Here is a 17,176-nt window from a genome sequence, read left to right as displayed (position 1 = left end):
GCTATGCGTTCCAGCGCGTCTCGACCGGCGCGGCGACGGCTTCGCGTGCCTCCGCCACCACCCCCATCAGCGCGCGCAGCACCGCCTCGACGCCCTCGCCGGTGACGGCGGAAAGCAGCATCGGCGCGCGGCCGGCGGCGCGTTTCAGCGAGGCGGCTTTCGCCTTGCGCGCGGCGGCATCGAGTATGTCGACCTGGGAAAGCGCGACGATCTCGACCTTGTCGGTCAACCCGTTTCCATAGGCGCCGAGTTCGGCGCGCACGGTCTTGTAGGCCTTGCCCGGATTTTCTTCCTGCGCCGAGACGAGGTGCAGAAGGACGCGCGTGCGCTCGACATGGCCAAGGAAGCGGTCGCCGATGCCGACACCTTCATGCGCGCCTTCGATCAGGCCCGGAATATCGGCAATGACGAATTCGCGACCGTCGATGCGGGCCACGCCAAGGCCCGGATGCAGCGTGGTGAAGGGATAGTCGGCGATCTTCGGCTTGGCCGCGGTGACCGCCGCCAGGAAGGTCGACTTGCCGGCGTTGGGCAGCCCGACAAGGCCGGCATCGGCGATCAGCTTCAGCCTGAGCCAGATGTTGAGCTCTTCGCCCGGCAGTCCGGGATTGGCGCGGCGCGGCGCCTGGTTGGTCGAGGTCTTGAAGTGCTGGTTGCCGAAACCGCCATTGCCGCCCTTGGCCAACAGAAAGCGCTGGCCGACGACCGTCAGATCGCAGATCAGCGTCTCATTGTCCTCGGCAAAGACCTGTGTTCCGGCCGGCACTTTCAGCGTTACGTCGGCACCCTTGGCGCCGGTCATGTTGCGGCCCATGCCGTGCGTCCCGGTCTTGGCCTTGAAATGCTGCTGGTAGCGATAGTCGATCAGCGTGTTCAGCCCATCGACCGCCTCGACCCAGACATCGCCGCCGCGACCGCCGTCGCCGCCGTCCGGGCCGCCGAACTCGATGAACTTTTCGCGCCGGAACGACACCGAACCGGCGCCGCCGTCGCCGGAGCGGATGTAGACCTTGGCTTGATCGAGAAATTTCATCGGATTGTATGGTTTCTGCTATTGGCTTTGCGGGATTGCTCTAAACCAAGGCGGGTCGAAGGGCGAGGGCCGTTTTTGCTACTGTAACGTCGCGCGTAGCTCTGGACGCGTACCATTTGGTTGACCCTTGCCGAAAAATCGATCCTCGGCTTTCCAAGCGCGAGATGTCGGAATGAAGCTGGTAACTTACAATATCCACTACGGCGTCGGCCTCGACGCCCGCTATGATATCGGCCGTATCGCCGATGCCGTGCGCGGCGCCGACGTGATCGCGCTGCAGGAGGTCACCCGCGCTAACCCGAAGAATGGCGGCCGCGACATGGTGGCCGACCTCGGCGAGGCGCTGCCCGACTATTTTGCCGTCTACGGCAGCAATTTCGAAGCCGACGCTGGCTCGCGCCTGGAGAACGGCCGCGCCATCACGACCACCTTCCAGCTCGGCAACATGGTGCTGTCGAGGACGCCGATCCATCTGTCGCGCAATCTCCTTTTGCCGCGCAGCCGCAGTGTCGAGGCGATGAACTTCCAGCGCGGCGCGCTGGAGGCGCTGATCGAAACGCCGCTTGGTCCGATCCGCTTCTATTCCACCCATCTCGACCACCGCAGCCCGGTTGAACGCCTGAGCCAGATCCGCTTTCTGCGCCAGCGTCTGTTGAAATACCCGCTCGAGGGCGGCGGGCTCTCCGGCGTCGCCGAGATCGGCTTGCCGGACCTGCCTTGTCCCGACGCCTTCGTCGTCATGGGCGACTTCAACATGCTGGCTGGATCGCCGGAACATGTCGAACTCGCCGGCCAGCCTGACCATGAATTCGGCATGCCGGTGACCGCCGACCTCGCCATCGATGCTGCCACGCGCCTCGGCGCCGCCGGCGCCGATCTCGTCACCTGGGTCGACCCCAAGCGGCCGGGCGATACCAGCCGCTACAAGCGCATCGACTACGTCTTCACCAGCGCCTCGCTTGCCAAATCGCTGAGGCGCCTGTGGGTCGACCGGCAAGCGGCCGGTTCGGATCACTTGCCGGTCTGGCTCGAGATGACGTGAGCCGCATCCATCAAAAATGCACCCAGTTCCGCAGGCTGGTCCAGGTCTTGCGATCGAGACGGTAGCGCTCGACCGGAACCTGACCGGCAACGATCGAGTTCAGCATGCCCTGGCCGGCATACTGGAAGCCGCATTTGTGGATGACCCGGCGCGAGGCCGGATTGATAACCCGCGTCGAGGCGTGCAGCACCTGGATCGTGGTTCTCTGGAAGGCAAGGTCGACCAGTGCGTGCGCTGCCTCCGTCGCGTAGCCGCGTTTCCAGTACGGCTCGCCGATCCAGTAGCCGAGCTCCAGCCCACGATCCGTGGTGTTGAGCCCGGCACAGCCGACGAAGGTCTCGGTGCCGGCCAGCGTCAACGCATAGGCGATTCCGGCCCGGCGCGATGCAGTCATGGCCAGGAAAGCGCGTGCCTCCGCCTCGCCATAGGGATGCGGCATGCGAGCCAGCATTTCCGCGACATGGCGGTTGTCGGCGAGCGCCACCAATTGCTCGATGTCGCTCTCACGCGGGGGCCGCATGACTAGCCGCTCGGTGATCAGGACCGGGCAATCTATCGCGTAACTTTCGTCGTCTGTCGCTTCCGCTTCGGCAACCATATCAAAGTCCTCCAGGCACAAGAAAAAGGGGAGATGGAAACCCATCTCCCCTGATCCATTTCCTGGCTTGGCCAGACACCGGTTCCCGAGATGGGTGCCGGTGTTCTCGTGCGGAACCGGCTACTCCGCTGCCTTCGTCATCGGGTTCACCGATACGTAGGTTCGGCCATTGGCTTTTTTGTTGAAGGTGACTGCGCCAGCTTCGAGCGCAAACAGCGTGTGGTCCGTGCCAATGCCGACATTGGTGCCGGGATGCCACGTCGTGCCACGCTGACGAATGATGATGTTGCCCGGAATCACGGCTTCGCCGCCGAACTTCTTCACGCCGAGCCGCTTGGAATGGGAGTCGCGACCATTGCGCGACGATCCGCCAGCTTTCTTGTGTGCCATCTAACTACTCCGATGCGCCGCGAGGCGCCTAAACGATCTTATGAACGCGTTCGCGTTCCGTTTCAAGTCCGATCCGGCGACGATTGCGCCGGTTCGTTCTACTTCTTCGCCAATTCCTTGGCCTGCTCGCGCCAGTCCTTGATCTGGTCGGCGCTGAACGGCATGTGCTCGTCGATCTTGGCGACGTCCTTGTCGGACAGCTTGGCGATCTGGGCAAAGGTGGTGATGCCCTGTTCGTTGAGCTGGCCGGCGGCGACCGGGCCGATGCCCTTGATCACGGTCAGGTCGTCCGGCTCGCCTTTCGGCGCCTTGAACAACGGCGCGGCGGCTTCGGCAGCCTTGTCCTCGGTCGTCTCGGCTTTGGCTTCCTTCTTCGGCGCAGCCTCTGCCTTCGCTGCTGCCTTCGGCGCGGCTTCAGCCTTCGCCTCGGTCTTGGCGGCGACCTCGGCCTTGGCTTCGGTCTTGGCGGCGGCCTTCTTCGCCGGCTTGGCGCCACCCAGCAGGATTTCGGCGATCCTGACGGTGGTCAAAAGCTGGCGATGGCCGATCTTGCGGCGCGAATTCTGCCGACGGCGCTTCTTGAAGGCGATGACGGTGCGGTTCTTGCCTTGCTCGACGACTTCGGCGGTGACCATCGCACCATCCACGAACGGCGCACCGAACGTGACGTTTTCGCCTTCGCCATGCGCGAGCACATTACCGATCTCGACGATGTCGCCGACATTGGCTTCGAGTTTTTCGATCTTCAGGAGATCGTTGGCGGCAACGCGATACTGCTTGCCGCCCGTTTTGATGACTGCGAACATTTTTTGCCTTTCGCTGTTCGGTCGGCCTTGATGAACCGCTTCAGGCGGTTCGGCCGTCTTTTTGTCAGTCTGCGGGTTCAAAAAACAAGCGGCGCGGAAGACCCCTCCACGCCGATTGCGCGCTGTCCCTAACCGAAGGTTCGGCTTGAGTCAAGGCAAGCGCCGCGGGCAAGCTGCGAATGGGTTAAGCCCAGACCTTGCAAATATCGAGCAACGGCCACCGGAGCCTCGAAGAAGCATGGACAGAAGCTGCGGCGCCGGGGCAGATTGGCCCTTGTAACCTGCCTGTCCAGCCGTTATCTAGTGCGCCGCGCCGGCAACGGCGGACCATGACCGCGGAGAGGTGGCAGAGTGGTCGAATGCACCGCACTCGAAATGCGGCATGGGTGCAAGCCCATCGGGGGTTCGAATCCCTCCCTCTCCGCCACTTCGGAATGTGTCCATTCCGGACCCATAGGTAACAGCATCTCTCATCGCGCCGGTAATGGCTTAAGATGGCACGCTATGCAGCCTTCCGCCGCAATTGGCTCACGCTCAGCCACACCGCCGAAACCAGGAAATACAGGGCGCCTACTGCGGCATAGCCGGCCACGTTGGAGATCGATGGCGGCATCGGCATCCGCGTCTGCGCGATGAAAAACGTGCCTGCCAGTGCTGATTGCCCTCCGCTCAGGATCATCGCCCACTGCGCACCAGAGCTCTTCCAACGGCGGACGGCGGTGCCGAGTTGAAGCAGGCCGGACAGGATCGCCCATAGGCCGAACACGCCGAGCACCCAATTCATGCTCATCTTCAGCGCAACAATGACCGCGAGCGTTGTCGCCACACTGACCACGACGTTGATGGTCTGGGTGCGATTCTGTCCCAATCCTCCGCTGCGCGATGCGTCGACAAAATTGGCTAGGGCATCCCATGCAGGATAAGCCACGAGCAAAACCGCCGCGACCACCCCGGAATGCTGTCCCACCGTAAAGGCAGCCGCCACCCAGACAGCCGAGAATGCCGTCCGAGCGAAGTAATAGAGCTTGAGCCATTGTTCCTGGCTGGCGCGGGAAAGATCGCCATCGTGAATCGTCATTGGATCATCCTTTCGACTAGTAGGTAGGGCTCTCGACGAATGTCGCAGAGTCGTTACGGCTATGGTTAGTTGAGGTCTTAGGGTCGTATTTGGAGGGAACGCAGAGCGAGCCGCTCCAGGAGTGGGCCTGTCACGACGCCGAATATCTTCGGATCGCCATAGGCCCGTGCTGAAAGCATCGCGCCGTGAACGGTCGCCATGAACGCTTCAGCCTCGGCACGAGGGGTGCTCATCAGTCGAAATTGGCCGTGCCGCACGCCGCGCTCCATCACCGATGTAAGCCACCCTGACAGCGAGCGGAAATGCGCCCGGACCTCAAGGCTAACTTCCTCGGGCAGCACGGGGAGCTCGCTTGCCAACAGCGCGCAGATACAAAACGGGGCGCTGGCGTTCGCGATGCAGGCTTCCCAATACCCGGCATAGATCCGCAACTGTTCGAGCGGATCGGATTCGTGAAGTTCGACATTTGCCATCCCCGCTTCAGTTTCTTCGCGATACCGCGCAACCAGCGTCCGAACCAGATCGACCTTGCTTGGGAAATGGTGATGAATGCTCGCCTTACGGATCCCGACCACTTCAGCAATGTCGGCATAACTGAAACCGTTGTAGCCGCCAGCCACGATCAGTGAACGTGCACAAGCCAGGATGTCGTCAGAGGTGGTAGACAAGTTGCTCATGCTTTTACCTACCTTCTGGTAGGATGGCAGTCAAGCCTCCTTGCACCGCGAGTAGCGTGAATTGCGTGGCTATGGCGTAGACCTCATTCGATCTTCATTGTTTTCGGCCCGCCATCAATTCAAAAAGCTCCGGGTGTTTGTCGATCGAGGTAGCCATCCCACTTCGAGGACGAGGCAACACCCTCCGGCCGACCGGACCACCGCTAATAGCCGTGCGGCACTAGGCGTCTGCACCGACTGCGCTATCTCCCCATCGTTAGCTTGTTCTATCGCTGGTTGAAGACTGGGAGGTTTCCATGGATCGGCGACTATTTTTGACAGGAATGTTTGGCATTGCCGGGGCCGCGGCCCTTGCAAGCACGGTTCGGCCAATCAACGCAGTGGCCGGCGTTCCAACTGCCAGAAGCGGCATTCTCGATGAGCTCGAGGCGCCGGATGTCGAGACCTTCGACGACGATGAAACTCAAGCAGAGTTGCAACCAGTCTATCATCGCCGGTGGCACATGCCGCGCCGGCGCCGCCGGCGCGCTTGGAGAAGGGTCTGTCGCGTTTACTGGCGAAACGGCTATCGGCGCAGGCGGTGCTTCCGCAGGCGCGTCTGGGTCTGGTTTCGATTTTAGCAACTGGCCGGCTTGAACCCTGGCCATCGCGGCCGGGGTTTTCGCCTCAGGCGGCCGTTAGCGCCCTTAGGCAGCTTTCCTAAGGGCGCGGAGGAAGCTGACGGTGTTTGCAGGTTTCAGAGCCACCAGCCTACGACTGGACGATACGACGATTTTCGCAAGGGTCGGAGGCACCGGTCCGCCGCTGCTGCTTCTTCACGGTTTTCCAGAAACGCATCTGATGTGGAGGGATATCGCCGCAGCCTTGGCGCTCCGCTTCACGGTGGTCGCCGCCGACCTTCGAGGCTATGGGCAAAGCGGATGTCCGGTTTCCTCTGCCGATCATAGCCCATACGCCAAACGCGCCATGGCCGGCGACATGGTTCAGGCCATGAAGCAAATGGGGTTTGAGCGGTTCATGGTTGCCGGGCATGATCGTGGCGGGCGGGTTGCCTATCGCCTGGCGCTGGACCATCCCGACAACGTGCTCAAAATCGCCGTCCTCGACATCATCCCCACCGCCGCAACATGGGATCGGGCGGATGCCAGACTGGCGCTCGGCTTCTGGCCCTGGAGCCTTCTTGCCCAGCCGGAGCCCCTGCCGGAGCGTCTGATCGGCGCGGCTCCCGATGCCGTCGTCGACGATGCAATAACGCAGTGGGGATCGTCGGCGAAAATGGTCTCCAAAGAGGTCAGGAACGCCTATGTTGATGCGCTTCGCGATCCCGCGCATATTCATGCCATCTGCGAAGAGTATCGCGCCGCTGCGACGATCGATCGTGAACATGACGCGTTGGACCGCGCAAACGGTCGTCGCATCGACAGTCCGCTACTGGCGCTATGGAGTGGCGAAGGCGCCCTGGAGAACTGGTATGCGCAAGAAGGCGGGCCGCTGGCCATCTGGAGGAAATGGGCCGACAGAGTGGCAGGACGCGCTGTCCAAGGCGGGCACTTTTTCCCGGAAGAGCACCCCGACAAGACGGCAGCGGCTCTCTCGGAATTCTTTGACGACAAACAGGTCGGTCAGCACAGAGTATTGTAGAGGTCACATGCTTCAGTTACGCGGAACCTCGGGAGCGCTTCGCGGCCTGAGATCGAGAACCCTCCGAAAATCCGCCCGTCCGGCATCAACGTGCTTGATAAGGGAATGAAGGCGATCTCCACGGCCGCGCCTCTGATATGCAGCCTCATGTTTGTCGGAAGTTGCGCATCGCCTTTGCCGGCATCCTTTGATGCTGCGAAATACGACAAGATGAGTTGCGTCGAGCTCAACGTGGCGATAGGCGCGGTCGCCGACGAAATGTCGGCGACAGCCATCGCTCGTGGCAAAGTCGTCCACACCAACATTCCGGGCTGGCTGTTGGGAGGGCAGCGTGTCGCCTCGACCGTGGCTGCCCGCCAGAGTGCGAAGATCGAGCGCTTGCGGCAGCAGGAGGCTGCGATTGCCGCGGCGAGACGAAGCCGGTGCTGATTGCGTCACTGAAGTGGGTCTTCAGCCCGCCACCCCGGATTGATGCGCAGCGATCGCGCCGAGGAATATCTCGCCGAAATCCTTGAGCTTGGCGGCGCCGACGCCGTTGACCGCGGCGAAGGCGTCCAGATCACGCGGGCAGCGTTCGGCCATATCGATCAGTGTACGATCCGAAAAGATCACGAAGGCCGGCACCTGGCGTTCCCGGGCAAGACGCAGCCGTACAGCCTTGAGCGCCGCCAGCAGCGCCGAATCCAGACCTTCCGTGCCTGCTGCGGTATCCTCAGGACGTATCTTGCCTCGCGATGACTGGCGCGCGTCCAAGCGATACCGGAATGAAGCCTCGCCCCGAGCCAGCGCACGGCCCTTCTCGGCAATGGCGAGGCCGCCACGGCCGGCTGAGTCCAATGTCAGGAACCCTCCCGCGACGAGTTGGCGGAGCAGCGACAGCAAGAGATTCTTCTTATGCGCCACACCGGTGCCGAAGCTGGCAAGCCTGTGGTGGTTCCTGTCCAGGACCTTCTCGGTCTCATGGCCGAGCAGGACATCGACGACATGGGCGGCGCCGAAGCGCTCGCCGGTCTGTGCGATCGCCGCCAGGATGAGCCGTGCCTCCGCCTCACCATCCGCATGCGGCGCCTGGTCGAGGCAGTTGTCGCAATTGCCGCAAGGCGAAGCACTTTCGCCGAAATAGCCAAGCAGGATCTGACGGCGGCACTGCGTCGTCTCGCAATAACCGATCAGCGTTTCGAGCCGGCCGTGCGCGCGCCTTTTGTGCTCAGCCGGTGCGTCCTCGTCTTCGATGAAAAGCCGGCGCATGCGGATATCGCCGAGACCGAACAGCATATGTGCCTCGGCCGCCCGCCCGTCGCGGCCCGCGCGCCCGATTTCCTGGTAATAAGCCTCCAAGCTGCCCGGCAGGTCGGTGTGGAAGACATAGGCGACGTCCGGCTTGTCGATCCCCATGCCGAAGGCGATGGTCGCCACCATCACCACGCCGGACAAGGTCATGAAAGCGTTTTGATTCGCTTCACGCGCGTCCTTGCTCATGCCGGCATGATAGGCGAGCGCGCGTACGCCGCTGCGCTCGAGGAACGCCGCCATCTCTTCGGTCTTTTTGCGCGACAGGCAATAGACGATCCCGCTGCGGCCCACATGGCGCTGCACGAAGTTTAGCAATTGCCGCTTGCTGTCCTGCTTGGGCTCAATGCCTAGCTTGATGTTCGGCCGGTCGAAGCCGAGCACCACGGTATCGACGCGCCCGTCGAACAGCTGCGCGGCAATGTCGGTGCGCGTGGTCTCGTCCGCCGTAGCCGTCAGCGCAATAATCGGCACTTTCGGGAAGATATCACGTAGTCTCGACAATTCTTCGTATTCGCGCCGGAACGCCGGTCCCCATTGCGAGATGCAATGCGCCTCGTCGATGGCGATCAGCCGGACATCGAGCTTGGTCAACGCCTCGAGCATTCGCACGGTCATTAGCCGCTCCGGTGCAAGATAGAGCAGGCGCGTCTGGCCTGCCGCGACACGGCGCCATCCAGCGACATTGGCATCGCGGTCGAGCGAGGAATTGATCGTATCGGCCGCCACGCCGGCAAGGCGCAATGCGGCGACCTGATCCTGCATCAGGGCCACCAGCGGCGAAACGACAATGGTGAGCCCGCCCAGCACCAGCGCCGGGACCTGGTAGCAGAGCGATTTGCCGGCGCCGGTCGGCATGACGGCCAGCACATGGCGCCTGGCCAGCAGCGCCTCCATAACAGGCGCCTGGCCGGGACGAAAATCATCGAAACCGAATACATCCCTGAGGACGCGCCGCTTGGAATCCTCTGCCGGGATGCTCGCTGCTACCTGCATTACAGAACTTTCGGGGATACGACCTGCCGAAATTCCCCGGCGAATCGCCAGGTGATTGCCTGGACAGCAGATTCGAACATTTATCGACCCCTCTGGTCCTGTCCGCGGCACCGCCTGAGGCGAACTTCTCTCTCATTGGCCGATATCAGACCGTCGTTCCAGCCCCTATTCGCTTTGGCTGTGAATATTGCACCGCCTCGGAGCGGTTAATCCTATCTTCACCATCATTCGGCAGGTTCAGGTTCTGCGGTGATGTTTTGAGTACCGCGGCGCCACAAGCGCCCAGGCAACACGCCCGCGTCTCTCCGGAGGCGCGGGTTTTTTTCTGAGAACCGGCTGCCTGATCTTCGGGCCCGCAGCTCAGTCGAGGAAATCGGCGCGGTGCGGCGTGAAGCTGTCGACCAGCCGTCCCGCCTGCAGCGCCTTGACGCCATGGACAAGGTTGGAAGGAACGATGAAGCTGCTGCCGGTTTCCAGGATCTCGGTCCTGCCGTCGATGGTGACTTCGAAGCGGCCTTCGGCGACGTAGCTCGCCTGGACATGCGGGTGCGAGTGCAATGCACCGACGCCGCCCTTGTCGAAGGCAAACTCGACCATCATCAGTTCATCGGTGTGCAGGAGAACGCGCCTGCGGTTGCCATCCGGCGTCGGCGTCCACGCACCCTCGCCGGCATGCGAGAAGATTTTGGTTCCGGTCATCGTCAGACTCTCATCGTCGCTGTTCATCGCGCCAGCCAGCCGCCGTCCACCGGCATCACCGCGCCATGCATATAGTTCGACGCCGGCGCCAGCAGGAAGACGGCTGCGTCGCCGATGTCTTCCGGCGCGCCCCAGCGCCCCGCCGGAATGCGCGCCAGGATCGAGGCGCTGCGGTCGGGATCGGCGCGCAGCGCCTCGGTGTTGTTGGTCTCGATATAGCCTGGCGCAATGCCATTGACGTTGATGCCCTTTGCCGCCCACTCGCATGCCAGCAGCCGGGTAATGCCGAGCACGCCGTGTTTGGAGGCGGTGTAGGAGGCGACGCGAATGCCGCCCTGAAAGCTCAGCACCGAAGCGATGTTGACGATCTTGCCGCGCCGTCCCGGCTCGGCAAGCACGCGCCTGGCAAAACTCTGGCTGAGGAAGAACACCGTCTTCAGATTGACGCCCATGACGTCGTCCCAGTCGGCTTCGGTGAGGTCGACCGCGTCGGCACGCCGGATGATGCCGGCATTGTTGACCAGGCCATCGAGCGGCCCCGTATCCGCCCAGACGCGGTCAAGCATCGCCTGGGCGGCGGCATCGTCGCCAAGGTCGCAGAGGACCGCCTCGAAGCGGCCGCCGACAGCCGCAATCTTCTCCGCCGTCTCGTCCATCGCCGACCGGCCGACGCCGACGACCGCGCCGCCTGCGCGCGCGATCGACACGGCGATGCCTTGGCCGATGCCGGTATTGGCGCCGGTGACGAGGATGCGCTTGCCGGCAAGGCTGAAGGCCGAGAGATCGCTCACTTGAGCTCCTCCATCGCCACCAGGTCGACATCGGTATAGTCGACATTATCGCCGGCCATCGCCCAGATGAAGGCGTAGTTGGAGGTGCCGGCGCCCGAATGGATCGACCATCCCGGCGACAGCACCGCCTCCTCGTTGCGCATGACGAGATGGCGCGTTTCGTCCGGCTCGCCCATGAAATGAAACACCCGCGCCGCCTCCGGCAGATCGAAATAAAGATAGGCTTCCATGCGCCGGTCATGCACATGGCATGGCATGGTGTTCCAGACCGAACCGGAGGCAAGCTGCGTCATGCCGACGACAAGCTGACAGGTCTTTACCCCATCGGCATGGATGAACTGGAAGATCGAGCGCTCGTTGGAGGTTGCCTGGCTGCCGAGATCGAGCCGCTTGGCATCGCCGATGCGGATCAGCCGGTTGGGATGGCTCTGATGCGCCGGCGCGCTGAGCAGGTAGAACTTAACCGGCTCAGCCAGATTGGTCGCAGCGAACGACACCTCATCGGTGCCCATGCCGAGATAGAGCATGTCGCGCGCCTGCAGCTCGTAGGATTGGCCGCCGGCTTTGACGACGCCCGCGCTGCCGATGTTGACGATGATCATCTCACGGCGGTCGAGAAAATTCTTGGTCCCGGTCGGCTTGATCGCCTGCAGCGGCAGCGGTGTACCGGCGGGCATGGCGCCGCCGACTATCATGCGGTCGTAATGGGTGTAGGTCAGGCCGATGCGGCCGGGCTGGAACAAGTCCTCGATCAGGAAATTGTGTCGCAGCTCGTCCGTTCCCATGGCTGCGGCAGAAACAGGGTCGATGGCGAAGCGGGAGGTGAAATCCGTGTGATCGTCAGATTGAATCATTGCTGCCTCAATTGCTCATTCGGTTGCCGCGGCCTTGACCGAGTCGGCATAAAAAACCTGGCGCGCGTGCAGGCGCTCGCGATAGCGCTGCTGGCTGGCACCGAGATGCGCGCGCATCGCCTCCCGCGCCGCTTCGGCATCGCCTGACGAGATAGCATTGAGGATTACCAGATGCTCACGCTGCAGGCCGCGCTGATAGGCGTCCGATTGGGCGATCTCGGTCGACCAGGGCGAGGTCACGTCGCAAGGAATGGCGCGGCGGCCGAGCACGTCGAGCATCTCGACATAGAACGGATTGTTGGTGGCGCTGGCGATTGCACGGTGGAAGGCAAGGTCGGCCGGTCCAGTCGGCTCGCTGTTGAGGAGCAGCCGTTCGAACTCGAAGAAGGCTTCCTGGATTGCCGCTTCCTGCGCGGCGTTGCGCCGGATGGCGGCGAGCCCCGCGGATTCGATCTCGATCGCCAACCTGACTTCGAGCACGTTGAGGGCAATCGAATCCTTGCTGCCCATCTCCGCTGCCAGAGCACCGAACGCTGTCGAGATATGTTCGGTGACGAAAACGCCGGCGCCTTGGCGCGGCTCGACCAGGCCGTCCGCGGCAAGCTTGGCCAGCGCCTCGCGTATCACGGTGCGGCTGACCCCGAAGGTTTCCGTCAGCTGGCCCTCGGTCGGCAGCTTTTGCCCAGGCTGGATCTCGCCCGCCTGCAGCTGCTTGCGGATCGCCGCGACGACGGTTTCCGAAAGCTTCGGTCTTCGTTCGACGCGGAGCCCGACGGCAGTGTCCGATGCCATGTCGCACCCCCTATTTGAAGACGCTCGGCAGCCATAGCGAAATGGCCGGAATGTAAGTGACGAGCGCCAGCACCACGAGGCCTGCGCCATAGAACGGCCAGATCGAGCGCATCGATTCCCAGACGGATATCTTGCCCACTGCGCATGCCACGAACTGAACTGCGCCCACCGGCGGCGTGTTCAGCCCAATGCCGAAATTGAGGATCATGATGACGCCGAAATGCACCGGATCGACGCCGTAGGCCTGCGCCACGGGCAGGAAGATAGGCGTGCAAATGATGATCGTTGGCCCCATGTCCATGAACGTGCCGAGGAACAGCATCAGGAGGTTGAGCAGGAGAAGCACGACCAGCGGATCGTCCGAGATCGCGTTCATGGAGGCGATGAGCGCTGCCGGCACTTTCAGGAAGGCCATCAGCCACGAGAACGCCGCCGCCATGCCGATGATGAGCAGCACCATGGCCGTGGTGCGCACGGCGCCATGGGTGGCATGAACGAACCCTTCCCAGGTCATCTGCCGGTAAACGAAGACGGTCACGAGCAGCGCATAGATGACGGCGATACAGGAACTCTCGGTGGCGGTGAAGACGCCCGATCGCACGCCGCCGAAGATGATCGCGATCAACAGCAGGCCGGGCACGGCGACGGCGAAAAGATGCGCGACTGCGGTGAAGCCCGGAAACGCCTCGGTCGGATAGCCGCGGGAGCGCGCGACGATATAGGCGGTGACCATCAGCGACAGGGCCAGCAGCAGGCCCGGGATGATACCGGCCGTGAACAGATCGGCGATGGAGATCTTTCCGCCTGCCGAGATCGAGTAGATGATCATGTTGTGCGACGGCGGCAGCAGCAGCGCGATCAGTGCCGCCATCGACGTGACGTTGACGGCGTAGTCCGCTCCATAGCCACGCGCCTTCATTTGCGGGATCATCAGGCCGCCTACCGCCGCTGCCTCCGCCACCGCGGAGCCGGAAATGCCGCCGAACAGTGTAGCGGTTGCAATGTTGACCTGCCCGAGGCCGCCGCGCAAATGGCCGACGAGCGAGCCAGCGAAGGCAACGATCTTGCTGGCGATGCCGCCGCGCACCATCAAGTCGCCGGCGTAGATGAAAAACGGAATGGCCAGCAGCGAAAAGACGCTCATGCCGGAATTCAGGCGCTGGAACACGATCAGCGGCGGCAGGCCCATATAGAGGACGGTGGCCAGGCTTGCGACGCCCAGGCAGAAAGCGATCGGCGTGCCGATAAGCATCAGCAGGGTGAAGACGCCGAACAGAATCCACAGTTCCATGGCGTCAGACCTTCACGTTGGCGGTGTCGAGTTCGGCCGCGACTTCGGCCGGCGGCAGTTCATCGAGGGCATCGTCGATCGGCGCGCCGGAGAGGCGAAGCACGATGCGCTCCAGCGTGAAGAGCACGATGAGCGCGCCTCCCGCGACAAGCGGGACATAGTCCCAGCCCCCCGATATGCCGAGTGACGGCAAGACGGAGCCCCAGGTCAATGCGACCAGCTGGCTGCCATACCAGATCATGCCGATGCCGAAGGCGAGCGCGACAAGATCCGAAATCATCCGCAGCCAGCGCTTGCCGCCTTTCGGCAGCACGTAGAGCAGTACGTCGAAGCCAAGATGGTAGTTCTCGCGCACACCGACGGCAGCGCCGAGGAAAATGAACCAGCTCATCAGCATCACCGAGCCCGGCTCGGTCCAGCTCGGCGAGCGGTTCAGAACATAGCGGCCGAACACCTGCCAGGCGACGAAGGCGGTCATCAGCACCAGCCCGATGCCGGCGATCGACAGCGCCGCCGTGCTGACGCGCGACATCACTTGCGCGACGCCGGACAGGAGCGGTGTTGGTCTTGGGCTGGAAGTCACCGGTTTTCTCCCCAGGAGGATGGCGGCACGGAATGTCCGCGCCGCCGCTTGATCACTGCACGGCCTTGATGGCTTCGACCATGGCCTTCAGCTTGTCATCCTTGACGTGCTTCTCGTAGACCGGCCCCATCGCGTCGATGAAGGGCTGCTTGTCCGGCGTCGTGATCTGCGAACCGGCCGCCTCGACCTTGGCGCGCGATTCCTTGACCTTGGCGGTCCACAGCTCGCGCTGCTTGGCGACGCTTTCCTTGGCGGCCGCCTTGAAGATCGCCTGGTCTTCCGGCGCCAGCTTGTCCCAGCTCGACTTCGCCATGACGAAGGCTTCCGGCACCATCGTGTGCTCGTCGAGCGAATAGTACTTGGCGACTTCCGCATGCTTGGCGGTGTCGTAGCTCGGAAAATTGTTCTCCGCGCCGTCGATGACCCCGGTCTCGATCGCAGAATACACCTCGCCATACGGCATCGGCGTCGCGTTGGCGCCGAGTGCCGCCACCATGTCGACGAAGATGTCGGACTGGATGACGCGGAACTTCATGCCGGCCATATCGGCTACAGTGTTGATCGGCTTCTTCGAATTATAGAAGGAGCGCGAGCCGCCGTCGTAAAAGGCGAGCAGCACCAGCCCGACCTGGTCGAACGCCGCCGCGATCTGGTCGCCGATCGCCCCGTCCATGACCTTGTGCATATGCTCTTCCGAACGGAAGATGTAGGGCAGCGAGGGCACGGTGGTCTCCGGGATGAGCCCGTTGAACGGCGCCATCGAGACGCGGTTGAGATCGATCACGCCGGTACGCACCTGCTCGATCGTGTCCTTTTCCTCGCCGAGTTGCGCGGAAGGATAGATCTCGATCACATAGCGGCCGGCCGTGCGCTCCTTCACCAGCTCGCCGAAATATTTGACCGCCTCGACCGTCGGATAGCCATCCGGGTGGGTGTCGGACGAGCGCAGGACCGTCTGGGCGCTTGCCGATCCGGCCAGCAGTGCGGCGGCAACTAGCGTAGCTCCCGCCAGTCTCGAAAAATGCAGCATTGGTTTCCTCCCTTTTTGAACGATGGCGGCAAGCGCCGTTAGAGCCGGTACGCCTTTTTCGCGAGCGTATAGGCAAGTTCCTGCGCCAGCTCGTGCGCCTCGTCCTCGCCGAGCCGATGCTCGGCGACGAGACGCGCCAGAAAAGCGCAATCGACCCGGCGCGCCACATCATGGCGGGCCGGTATGGATGGAAAGGCGCGGGTATCGTCGTTGAAACCGACGGTGTTGTAGAAACCGGCGGTTTCGGTGGTCATCTCACGGAACCTGCGCATGCCTTCGGGGCTGTCGTGGAACCACCAGGCCGGCCCGAGCTTCAATGCCGGGTAGACGCCGGCGAGCGGCGCCAGCTCGCGCGCATAGCTGGTCTCGTCGAGGGTGAAGAGGATGATGGTGAGGTCGCGCTCCAGCCCGACGCAGTCGAGCAGCGGCTTCAGCGCCGTCACATAGTCGGTTCGCGTCGGAATATCGAAGCCTTTGTCCCTGCCGAACTTCCGAAAGATAGCCGGCGAATGATTGCGCCAGGAGCCGGGATGGATCTGCAGGACCAGCCCGTCGTCGCGGCTCATCTTGGCCATCTCGGTCAGCATCTGGGCGCGGAACAGCTTTCGCTCGCGCTCGTCGTCCGAGCCCCGGCGGATGCGGTTGAACAGCTCCTGCGCGGCGGCATCCGAGAGATTGGCGGTTTCGGCCGTCGGATGGCCGTGATCGGAGGAAGTCGCGCCAAAGCTCTTGAAGAAGGCGCGCCGCTGGCGATGCGCATCGAGATAGCCGGCCCAATTGCCGGTGTCGCAGCCGGTGATCTCGCCAAGCCGGTCGAGATTGGCCGAGAACCCTTCGAAGTCGGGATCGACGATCGCATCCGGCCGATAGGCGGTGACGACGCGGCCCTCCCAGCCGCTGTCGCGGATCATCTGGTGCCATCTGAGATCGTCGAGCGCGCCTTCGGTCGTTGCGATGACTTCAATGTTGAAGCGCTCGAACAGCGCTCGCGGGCGAAAATTCTCCCACTGCAGCAAGGTCGAGATCATGTCGTAATGGCGGTCGGCGGTTGCGGCCGTCAACGGCTCGTCGATGCCGAACAGGTGGGCAAGCACATGGTCGAACCACAGCCGGGTCGGCGTACCCCGGAACAGGTAATAATGCTCGGCGAAGCGCCGCCAGATCGTTCTGCCGTCGGTTTCCACCGGCGAGCCGTCAAGCGTCGGCACACCAAGCTCCTCAAGCCGAACGCCCTGGCTGAACAGCATGCGGAAAATGTAGTGGTCCGGCACGATCAGCAACTGCGCCGGATCGGGAAACGCCTCGTTGAGCGCATACCAGCGCGGATCGGTGTGGCCGTGCGGGCTGACGATCGGCAGGTCCTTGACCGTGGCGTAGAGATCGCGGGCCAGCGAAAGCGGGCGCGCCTCGGCGGCAAACAGCAAATCCGGATCCGTCAATGCGGCCACGCAAATCCTCCCAATCCGGACATCGGTAGGGTTGAAAAGAAATAATGTCAACATACAAAAACTGGGTTGTTGTATGATGACTTTTCGGCCATTGCCCATTGTGCGTGACGGCATCGGGTGCTACGCCGCCTGCCAGC

The 17,176-nt window shown here is 62.8% G+C and carries 18 protein-coding genes and 1 tRNA gene; 4 read left to right on the top strand and 15 right to left on the bottom strand.

Annotated elements, in window-relative coordinates:
* Position 1 precedes the first annotated feature (1 nt).
* The gene (obgE, locus tag NKI97_RS04960) at positions 2–1,033 is read right to left on the bottom strand and encodes a GTPase ObgE (RefSeq protein WP_352504902.1); all 1,032 of its coding nucleotides are present in this window, start codon (positions 1,031–1,033) and stop codon (positions 2–4) included.
* A 172-nt stretch (positions 1,034–1,205) separates the two neighbouring features.
* Here obgE and NKI97_RS04955 point away from each other — a divergent pair, with 172 nt between their 5' ends.
* On the top strand, positions 1,206–2,075 hold the full coding sequence (locus NKI97_RS04955) for an endonuclease/exonuclease/phosphatase family protein (protein ID WP_352683292.1): 870 nt from the start codon (positions 1,206–1,208) through the stop codon (positions 2,073–2,075).
* Between the two features lie 10 nt (positions 2,076–2,085).
* Here NKI97_RS04955 and NKI97_RS04950 read toward each other — a convergent pair whose 3' ends face one another.
* From NKI97_RS04950 to NKI97_RS04940, 3 genes are all read right to left on the bottom strand, one after another.
* Positions 2,086–2,673: a GNAT family N-acetyltransferase gene (locus NKI97_RS04950; protein ID WP_352613307.1), complete on the bottom strand. Its 588-nt coding sequence runs from the start codon at positions 2,671–2,673 to the stop codon at positions 2,086–2,088.
* A 120-nt stretch (positions 2,674–2,793) separates the two neighbouring features.
* A complete protein-coding gene (gene rpmA / locus NKI97_RS04945) occupies positions 2,794–3,063 on the bottom strand; it encodes a 50S ribosomal protein L27 (protein ID WP_023678077.1) in 270 nt (89 codons plus the stop codon).
* A 98-nt stretch (positions 3,064–3,161) separates the two neighbouring features.
* Entirely contained in the window at positions 3,162–3,869 is a 708-nt protein-coding gene (locus NKI97_RS04940) for a 50S ribosomal protein L21 (RefSeq protein WP_352450883.1), read from the bottom strand.
* A 337-nt stretch (positions 3,870–4,206) separates the two neighbouring features.
* Here NKI97_RS04940 and NKI97_RS04935 point away from each other — a divergent pair.
* A tRNA-Ser gene (locus NKI97_RS04935) sits at positions 4,207–4,296 on the top strand.
* A 75-nt stretch (positions 4,297–4,371) separates the two neighbouring features.
* On the opposite strand, the gene NKI97_RS04930 is transcribed toward NKI97_RS04935, so the two are convergent.
* Both NKI97_RS04930 and NKI97_RS04925 read right to left on the bottom strand, forming a co-directional pair.
* On the bottom strand, positions 4,372–4,947 hold the full coding sequence (locus NKI97_RS04930; RefSeq protein WP_352450884.1) for a DUF308 domain-containing protein: 576 nt from the start codon (positions 4,945–4,947) through the stop codon (positions 4,372–4,374).
* Between the two features lie 77 nt (positions 4,948–5,024).
* A complete protein-coding gene (locus NKI97_RS04925) occupies positions 5,025–5,624 on the bottom strand; it encodes a TetR/AcrR family transcriptional regulator (protein ID WP_352817555.1) in 600 nt (199 codons plus the stop codon).
* A gap of 723 nt (positions 5,625–6,347) precedes the next feature.
* Here NKI97_RS04925 and NKI97_RS04920 point away from each other — a divergent pair.
* Positions 6,348–7,265 (top strand): alpha/beta fold hydrolase, encoded by a 918-nt coding sequence (locus NKI97_RS04920; protein WP_352814828.1) that lies wholly within the window; start codon positions 6,348–6,350, stop codon positions 7,263–7,265.
* Positions 7,266–7,439: 174 nt separating this feature from the next.
* A complete protein-coding gene (locus NKI97_RS04915; RefSeq protein ID WP_352594357.1) occupies positions 7,440–7,694 on the top strand; it encodes a hypothetical protein in 255 nt (84 codons plus the stop codon).
* A gap of 21 nt (positions 7,695–7,715) precedes the next feature.
* On the opposite strand, the gene recQ is transcribed toward NKI97_RS04915, so the two are convergent.
* From recQ to uxaC, 9 genes are all read right to left on the bottom strand, one after another.
* Positions 7,716–9,551 (bottom strand): DNA helicase RecQ, encoded by a 1,836-nt coding sequence (gene recQ, locus NKI97_RS04910; protein WP_352832925.1) that lies wholly within the window; start codon positions 9,549–9,551, stop codon positions 7,716–7,718.
* A 360-nt stretch (positions 9,552–9,911) separates the two neighbouring features.
* Positions 9,912–10,250 carry a cupin domain-containing protein gene (locus tag NKI97_RS04905; protein WP_352814824.1) on the bottom strand — a complete coding sequence of 113 codons (339 nt, stop codon included), beginning with the start codon at positions 10,248–10,250 and terminating at the stop codon, positions 9,912–9,914.
* Between the two features lie 23 nt (positions 10,251–10,273).
* Entirely contained in the window at positions 10,274–11,041 is a 768-nt protein-coding gene (gene kduD, locus NKI97_RS04900) for a 2-dehydro-3-deoxy-D-gluconate 5-dehydrogenase KduD (protein ID WP_352814822.1), read from the bottom strand.
* Positions 11,038–11,895: a 5-dehydro-4-deoxy-D-glucuronate isomerase gene (kduI, locus tag NKI97_RS04895; RefSeq protein WP_352749337.1), complete on the bottom strand. Its 858-nt coding sequence runs from the start codon at positions 11,893–11,895 to the stop codon at positions 11,038–11,040. The genes kduD and kduI overlap by 4 nt, the downstream gene beginning before the upstream one ends.
* A 15-nt stretch (positions 11,896–11,910) precedes the next feature.
* Entirely contained in the window at positions 11,911–12,687 is a 777-nt protein-coding gene (locus NKI97_RS04890) for a FadR/GntR family transcriptional regulator (protein ID WP_352613286.1), read from the bottom strand.
* A gap of 10 nt (positions 12,688–12,697) precedes the next feature.
* Entirely contained in the window at positions 12,698–13,978 is a 1,281-nt protein-coding gene (locus tag NKI97_RS04885; RefSeq protein ID WP_023678089.1) for a TRAP transporter large permease, read from the bottom strand.
* A 4-nt stretch (positions 13,979–13,982) separates the two neighbouring features.
* Positions 13,983–14,510, bottom strand: a complete 528-nt coding sequence (locus tag NKI97_RS04880) for a TRAP transporter small permease (RefSeq protein WP_023719697.1) — start codon at positions 14,508–14,510, stop codon at positions 13,983–13,985.
* Between the two features lie 103 nt (positions 14,511–14,613).
* Positions 14,614–15,591 (bottom strand): TRAP transporter substrate-binding protein, encoded by a 978-nt coding sequence (locus NKI97_RS04875; RefSeq protein ID WP_352832922.1) that lies wholly within the window; start codon positions 15,589–15,591, stop codon positions 14,614–14,616.
* A 38-nt stretch (positions 15,592–15,629) separates the two neighbouring features.
* Positions 15,630–17,039, bottom strand: coding sequence for a glucuronate isomerase (uxaC, locus tag NKI97_RS04870; protein WP_352450894.1), 1,410 nt, complete (start codon positions 17,037–17,039; stop codon positions 15,630–15,632).
* Positions 17,040–17,176: the final 137 nt, after the last annotated feature.

This window comes from Mesorhizobium sp. M0296 (genome assembly GCF_040321675.1).
GTDB lineage: Bacteria > Pseudomonadota > Alphaproteobacteria > Rhizobiales > Rhizobiaceae > Mesorhizobium.
Note: the sequence above shows the minus strand (reverse complement) of the source record. Positions and strands in the feature narration are given on the sequence as shown.

What these genes read in the sequence shown, in the direction of transcription:
- obgE (WP_352504902.1), bottom strand. Translation starts at nt 1,033, where the DNA reads ATGAAATTTCTCGATCAAGCCAAGGTCTACATCCGCTCCGGCGACGGC.
- NKI97_RS04955 (WP_352683292.1), top strand. Translation starts at nt 1,206, where the DNA reads ATGAAGCTGGTAACTTACAATATCCACTACGGCGTCGGCCTCGACGCC.
- NKI97_RS04950 (WP_352613307.1), bottom strand. Translation starts at nt 2,673, where the DNA reads ATGGTTGCCGAAGCGGAAGCGACAGACGACGAAAGTTACGCGATAGAT.
- rpmA (WP_023678077.1), bottom strand. Translation starts at nt 3,063, where the DNA reads ATGGCACACAAGAAAGCTGGCGGATCGTCGCGCAATGGTCGCGACTCC.
- NKI97_RS04940 (WP_352450883.1), bottom strand. Translation starts at nt 3,869, where the DNA reads ATGTTCGCAGTCATCAAAACGGGCGGCAAGCAGTATCGCGTTGCCGCC.
- NKI97_RS04930 (WP_352450884.1), bottom strand. Translation starts at nt 4,947, where the DNA reads ATGACGATTCACGATGGCGATCTTTCCCGCGCCAGCCAGGAACAATGG.
- NKI97_RS04925 (WP_352817555.1), bottom strand. Translation starts at nt 5,624, where the DNA reads ATGAGCAACTTGTCTACCACCTCTGACGACATCCTGGCTTGTGCACGT.
- recQ (WP_352832925.1), bottom strand. Translation starts at nt 9,551, where the DNA reads ATGCAGGTAGCAGCGAGCATCCCGGCAGAGGATTCCAAGCGGCGCGTC.
- NKI97_RS04905 (WP_352814824.1), bottom strand. Translation starts at nt 10,250, where the DNA reads ATGACCGGAACCAAAATCTTCTCGCATGCCGGCGAGGGTGCGTGGACG.
- kduI (WP_352749337.1), bottom strand. Translation starts at nt 11,895, where the DNA reads ATGATTCAATCTGACGATCACACGGATTTCACCTCCCGCTTCGCCATC.
- NKI97_RS04890 (WP_352613286.1), bottom strand. Translation starts at nt 12,687, where the DNA reads ATGGCATCGGACACTGCCGTCGGGCTCCGCGTCGAACGAAGACCGAAG.
- NKI97_RS04885 (WP_023678089.1), bottom strand. Translation starts at nt 13,978, where the DNA reads ATGGAACTGTGGATTCTGTTCGGCGTCTTCACCCTGCTGATGCTTATC.
- NKI97_RS04880 (WP_023719697.1), bottom strand. Translation starts at nt 14,510, where the DNA reads ATGTCGCGCGTCAGCACGGCGGCGCTGTCGATCGCCGGCATCGGGCTG.
- NKI97_RS04875 (WP_352832922.1), bottom strand. Translation starts at nt 15,591, where the DNA reads ATGCTGCATTTTTCGAGACTGGCGGGAGCTACGCTAGTTGCCGCCGCA.